We start from the raw sequence: 6,474 nt of genomic DNA, 5'->3' as shown, positions 1-6,474 counted from the left end.
CTAAATACAAAACTTTCTTCAAGGTTTAAAATATTTAAATTTTCATTAGAAATAAAATCAAAAATAAAAGCTAAAATAAACAATATCCAAAGCCAAATTTCACTAACTGCTTTAAGATAATAATCCATCAAAGAAAGTATCAAAAATATACTAAGAATAAGTGAAAAAATTAAAACTTTGAAAAAATCATCACCATAAAGCAAAAAAGCCAAAATAAATAAACAAGCGCAAAAAAATTCATTTAATGGGTAAATAAAAGAAATCTTTTCCTTGCAAAAAAAACATTTTCCTTTTAAAAAAACAAAAGAAATTAAAGGAATCAAGTGAAAGATTTTTAAGGTTTTGTTGCATTTTAGACAATGAGATCTTGGAGTAACAATGCTTTTATTGTGTATAGTTCTAAAAATAACTACATTAACAAAAGAACCTACAGCAAGCCCTAATAAAACAAAAAAAATCATTTTCCAAAAGTTCTCTTGCGTCTTTTAAAATCATCAATAATAGAATTAAATTCTTTTTTAGTTAAAGCTGGAAAAAGCGTAGAGCTAAAATAAATTTCAGCATAGCTTGATTGCCATAATAAAAAATTTGAAATTCTCTTAGCATTTCCAACTCTTAAAAATAAATCTACATCTTCACTTAAATCCAAATTCGCTTGTATATTTTCTTCAGTAATCTCAAGCTTTTTCTCAACAACTTTTCTCATCGCTCTTACTATTTCATCTTTTCCACCATAAGAAATAGCTAAATTTACACATAACTTAGAATAATCTTTCGTTTGCTCCTCGAAATTTTTTATTTTTTTTATGATTAAATCATCTAAAAGATTCAAATTTCCTATAGCTTTAAAACGCACTTTGCTCGTGATAAATTTAGGTAAAGATTCATCTAAATATCTTTCTAGTAATTTAAAAAGAAAATTCACTTCTTCTTTGGGTCTTTGCCAATTTTCAGTACTAAAAGCATAAAGGGTTAGATTACAAATTTTTTTTTCTATACAAACTTCTATGATTTCTTCTATTATCTTAGCACCTTGTTTATAGCCAATTTTTTCTAGCAAACCATTTTTTCTAGCCCACCTTCTATTTCCATCCATAACGATGGCTAAATGTTTTAATTTATTCATACCACTAGCCTTTTATATCCATCAATCTCTTAAACACAAACATTGGAGATAAGGCAGAAATTACTTCAAAATTAAAATATTCTTGTAAAAATTGTGCTACTTTTGCAAAAGGAGTTTGAATGCGTGTTATTTTTCCATCGCTAATATAAATTTTTAAAGCACCAAAAATTTCTAAATATAAATAAACCTCTACATTTTTTCCATTCTTTTTTGCTTCAAACAAAGCTCTTTGCGATTCATAGACAAAAGGAATATGGTAAATTTTTTCAAAAAAGGCAAAAAACATTTCTTTATAAATCTCATACTCATAAAAATTTTTACTTTCAATAATCTTTTGAGTTATATATTTTTTATACCAAAAATTTTCATCTCCATATTCTAAAAGCTTCTCTATAATAAAAATTCCATCTTCAAAAAGTTTTATATTAGGTTTTTTTAAAAGATTTCTAAAAGAAATTACTCCTTTATTTTCATAAACTTCAGCTAAATATTCTTGTCCAACTTCAAGTTCTATCATACTTTTTGTTTCAAGTCTTTTTGTATTTAAAAGCAAAACATAACGATTGTAAGATTTTTTTTCTAAAATTTGCATTTTGACAGGCAAAGTTGAATTTATAATATTCACTAAAGCTTCCTCATTTTTTGCATTAAAACAAAGGCTAATTTTTCTTTACTCATTTTCTGGCTTTGCCATACTTGCTCTTTGGTAATAAAACTAATGCAATTTTCATCGCTTCCAAAATTTATATTCTCATCTAAAATATTTAAGCAAACCATATCTAAATTTTTATTTATTAAAGATTTTTTAGCATTTTTTACAGCATTAATTTTATCATATTCCATTTTAAAACCTATTTTTTTTCCTTTAAAATTACAATTTTTAAGCAAATCTTCATTTAATTTTAAATGCACATTTAAGCCTTTTGAATGCTCTTCTTTTTTGATTTTTCCTTTTATATTTTGTGGTATAAAATCACTCACAGCAGCTACCATAATCAAAAAATCACTCTCTAAATTATTATTTAAAAGTTCTTTTAAATCTTTTGAATTTACAAATTTACAAATTTCATAAGGTGTGTCAAAATCTATAGAGCTTAAAAATTTTACCCTAGCACCTAAAAAATAACAAGCATCTGCTATAGCTTTTGCCATTTTTCCACTTGAAAAATTACTTATACAACGCACATCATCTATCTTTTCTTGTGTTCCTCCACCCGTAACAATCACACTTTTGTTTTGCCAAAATTCTTCTTTTAAAAGCTCTTTTTTAGTAATATTAAAAATATCTTCTATCTTAGCTAAAGCACCTACACCTTCATCTTTGCATACTAAAGTTTTTACAATTGGATCAACTATGATATATCCATTTTCTTTCAATAAATTTAGTGATTTTTGAACACTAAAATGTAAATACATATTTGTATTTGCAGCTGGTGCTATTATGAAAGGTTTAGACTTATTTACTGCAATCAAAGTCTGAATAAATAAATTATCAGCTATACCTAAAGAAAGTTTATTAATAGAATTTACACTAGCAGGTGCAAAAACTACAATATCACAATCTTTACTAAAAGCAATATGATTATTAAAATCCCTCCAACTTTCATTTTCCTCACATAAAACATCATCTACTAGTGCTTCAAAGCTAATCTTAGTGGCAAATTTTAATACACCTTGAGAAAGCAAGACTTTTATCTTAAATCCTTCTCTTTTAAATAAGGAAATAAGCTCATATGCTTTATAAAATGCTATGCTGCCGCTTATTGCTAGTAAGATAGTTTTCATTTTTTTCCTAATTTTTGATAAAAAAATTCTTGTTTAATCTCAGCTTTAGTTCTATTAATATACAAAGAACCTTTACTAACATTTTTATAAACCGTGCTTCCTGCAGCTATAATAACCTCATCTTCAATATTAATTGGAGCAATAAATTGCGTATCTGAACCAACAAAAACATTTTTGCCTATTTTTGTTTTATGTTTTTTTATTCCATCATAATTACAAGTGATAGTTCCACATCCTATATTTGTGCCCTCATCAATCTCACAATCACCCAAATAACTCAAATGCCCTGCTTTTACTCCATTTAACAATGCATTTTTACATTCTACGAAATTTCCTATATGAGTATTTTTTAAATAGCATTTTGGACGCAAATGTGCTAAGGGTCCAACATCACTATCTTCTATCGTGCTATCTTCTATCACGCAAGAACTTTTAATAATAGAATTTATAATTTTACTCTTACCTTCTATCCGCACATTTTCATAAATTTCACACTCACCTATAAATTCAGCTTCATCTGAGATAAAAGTAGTTTGAGGCATATGAAAAATAACACCTTTTTTCATCCACTCTTTTTTAATTTCTTTTTGCATAAGATCTTGAGCTAAACAAAGATCAAATTTATCATTTACTCCCATAAAATCTTGCTCATTTACAAAAACAGCTTTGATAATATAACCTTTTTCTTTAGCCAAAAATACTGCATCAGTTAAATAATACTCTTTAGCTTTATTTTCATTTTTAATCAAAGGTAAAATTTCTTTTAAAATAGAGCTTTTTATAGCATACACACCACTATTGCATACTTTAATTTTAAGTTCTTCTTCATTTGCATCTTTGCATTCAATTATTCTTTCAATTTTTTCTTCATTTAAAATTATTCTTCCATAACTTTTTGCATCTTTTGTCTTAAATACTGCCACGTTAAAATCACTATTATTTAATGCAATCTTTTCTAAATCCTTAGCTTTAACCAAAGGCATATCACCACACAAAATCAAGACTTTTTCATATTTACTTTCATAACCTCTTAAAGCCCCAGCAGTTCCTGGATAATTTTTTAAATCTTGCTCTAAAAAACGAGTTTGTGGAAAATTTTCTAAAATTACTTGTTCAACTTTTTCTTTTTGATATGACAATACTACACATACATCATCACTGATTTTATAAGCTTGCTTTAAAATATGCAAAATCATAGCCTTAGAGCAAATTTTTTGAAGGACCTTTGGATTATTAGATTTCATTCTAGTCCCAAGTCCAGCAGCTAATATAAGTACAGAAGTTTTCATAATATACCCTTTTTTGCAAAAAAAATAACCCTCATTTTAACAAGCAAAAGTAAAAAACAATCTTTATTTATTACGAGTGGATATGGAATATTTAATTTTTAAAGTATTTTTTAGATTAAATTTAAATTTTCTATATTTTTTAAGAGTAAAATTGATAAAATGCTAACTTATTTTAAGCTTAAGGAAAAATTTTGAAAGCTTTGTTAGTATTGTTTTTATCAAGTTTAGTGCTTTTTGGAGCCGAAGTAACCATTCCAACCGTAAATTTAAGCTTAAGTGCGCCTGATACTCCTAAACAATTAGTAACGACTTTAAACATAATCATAGTCTTAACAATACTAGCTCTTGCTCCAACTATCATTTTTATAATGACTTCATTTTTAAGACTTATTGTTGTATTTTCTTTTTTGCGAACTGCTTTAGGCACTCAAACTATGCCACCAAATACTATTTTAGCAACCATAGCTTTAGTTTTAACTTTTTTTATTATGGAACCAGTTGCTACAAAATCATACAATGAAGGAATCAAACCCTACATAGCAGAAAAAATTGGCTACGAAGAAGCTTTTACTAAAAGTGTTAAGCCTTTTAAAGATTTTATGCTTAAAAACACTAGAGAAAAAGATTTAGCGCTTTTTTATAGAATTAGAAATTTAGAAAATCCAAAAACCATAGATGAAGTGCCTCTAACGATTTTAGTGCCTGCATTTATGATTAGTGAATTAAAGACAGCATTTGAAATAGGGTTTTTATTGTTTTTACCATTTTTAGTTATTGATATGGTCGTAAGTTCAGTATTGATGGCTATGGGTATGATGATGCTTCCGCCTGTAATGATTTCTATGCCTTTTAAATTACTAATTTTTGTCTTAGTAGATGGCTGGAATTTACTCATTCAAAATTTGGTTAAAAGTTTCTTAACTTAAGAAAAAATAAAGCTCAATAGATATATTTTTGAGTGTAAAATTATGGAAAAAATTGGAATTTTTGGATCTTTTTTTTATCAAAATCTTGCTTTTACACTTCAAGCATATAATCAAAAACAAAGCAAAAAGATATTTAAAATCATAGAAAAAAATAAAGATAAATTTTACTTTTTAGGCTATATAAAATATGAATTTTATAAATATTTAAAAAATAAAAACTACACAAGTAAAGAACCATTTGTATATTTTTTAGCTTTTAAAGAAAGAATTAAATTTAATGAAGAAAATGAAAATTTAGATTTTTGCCCTATTTTCACTCAAGATCTAAATCAAAAAAAATATTTTACTGATTTTAATAAAGTAAAAAAAGCCATAGCTAATGGTAAAAGTTATCAAGTTAATTTAACCCAAGAATTGCATTTTAAATCAAATCTTAATCTTTATAAAAGTTTCATTAATCTTTATCCTAAACAAAACACTCAATTTAAAGCATATATTAAAAATGAATTTTTAGAATTAGCATCATTTTCTCCAGAGCTTTTTTTTAAAATCAAAAATAATACCATCACAACTAAACCAATGAAAGGCACTATAAAACGATCTAAAATACAAGATGAAGATGAGAAATTTAAATATTTTTTAAAAAATAATGAAAAAATAATTAGTGAAAACGTGATGATAGTTGATTTACTGCGTAATGATTTATCAAAAATTATTGTTAAAAACACTCAAAAAACTGATCTTTTTATTGTTAAATCCTATCCAACTTTACATCAACTTATTTCTAAAATTAGTGGAAAATTAAAAAAAAATATAAATTTTTTTGATATTTTTAAAGCTCTTTTTCCTTGTGGCTCCATCACGGGTGCTCCAAAAATTGAAACTATAGATTTTATAGAAAAACTAGAAAAGAGAAAACGAGGAATTTATTGTGGAGCTATAGGTTTAATTCACAAAGAGAAAGCTAAATTTAGCGTAGCTATTAGAACTATAGAAAAAAAACATAAAGATAATTTTTACAGATATGGTGTTGGAGGTGGTATTGTATGGGACTCTAAAAAGAATGAAGAGTTTGAAGAATTAAAATTAAAAACTGAAATTTTAAGAAATGATTTTCATTTATTTGAAACAATGTTTTATAAAAATGGGAAAATACTCTTTTTTAAAGAGCATTTGCAAAGAATCATAAAATCAGCCAAATTTTTTAATTTTGATAGTAAAAATTTAAAAAATGATTTTAAAACAATCTTATTTTTAAAGGATAAAAAATTAAACTTTGAATCCTTAAGTGATTTTAACAACTTTGTTTTCAATAATGTATTCTTTTTTATTGAAAGTTCTTTTGAAC

Annotated in this window: 7 protein-coding genes; 2 read left to right on the top strand and 5 right to left on the bottom strand. The window is 25.7% G+C overall.

Annotation, left to right across the window (positions count from 1 at the left end; translation table 11 throughout):
- From QZ429_RS07195 to glmU, 5 genes are all read right to left on the bottom strand, one after another.
- Positions 1-461, bottom strand: a 461-nt coding sequence (locus tag QZ429_RS07195) for a prepilin peptidase (RefSeq protein ID WP_291953259.1), incomplete at its 3' end; no start/stop codon positions are given.
- Complete coding sequence (gene uppS / locus QZ429_RS07190; RefSeq protein ID WP_291953257.1) at positions 458-1,126, bottom strand: polyprenyl diphosphate synthase; 669 nt, start codon at positions 1,124-1,126, stop codon at positions 458-460. The genes QZ429_RS07195 and uppS, both read right to left, overlap by 4 nt.
- A 4-nt stretch (positions 1,127-1,130) precedes the next feature.
- On the bottom strand, positions 1,131-1,751 hold the full coding sequence (locus QZ429_RS07185; protein WP_291953255.1) for a hypothetical protein: 621 nt from the start codon (positions 1,749-1,751) through the stop codon (positions 1,131-1,133).
- Positions 1,751-2,911, bottom strand: coding sequence for a bifunctional phosphopantothenoylcysteine decarboxylase/phosphopantothenate--cysteine ligase CoaBC (coaBC, locus tag QZ429_RS07180; protein ID WP_291953253.1), 1,161 nt, complete (start codon positions 2,909-2,911; stop codon positions 1,751-1,753). Before coaBC ends, QZ429_RS07185 begins: the two co-directional genes overlap by 1 nt.
- Complete coding sequence (gene glmU / locus QZ429_RS07175) at positions 2,908-4,200, bottom strand: bifunctional UDP-N-acetylglucosamine diphosphorylase/glucosamine-1-phosphate N-acetyltransferase GlmU (RefSeq protein WP_291953251.1); 1,293 nt, start codon at positions 4,198-4,200, stop codon at positions 2,908-2,910. The genes coaBC and glmU overlap by 4 nt, the downstream gene beginning before the upstream one ends.
- Before the next feature lie 191 nt (positions 4,201-4,391).
- On the opposite strand from glmU, the gene fliP reads away from it, so the two are divergent.
- Positions 4,392-5,126, top strand: a complete 735-nt coding sequence (gene fliP / locus QZ429_RS07170; protein ID WP_291953249.1) for a flagellar type III secretion system pore protein FliP — start codon at positions 4,392-4,394, stop codon at positions 5,124-5,126.
- A 42-nt stretch (positions 5,127-5,168) separates the two neighbouring features.
- The coding region (locus QZ429_RS07165) for a bifunctional anthranilate synthase component I family protein/class IV aminotransferase (RefSeq protein WP_291953247.1) at positions 5,169-6,474 on the top strand (1,306 nt) is incomplete at its 3' end.

The sequence above is a fragment of the Campylobacter sp. genome, assembly GCF_020024835.1.
Taxonomy (GTDB): domain Bacteria; phylum Campylobacterota; class Campylobacteria; order Campylobacterales; family Campylobacteraceae; genus Campylobacter_D.
Note: the sequence above shows the minus strand (reverse complement) of the source record. Positions and strands in the feature narration are given on the sequence as shown.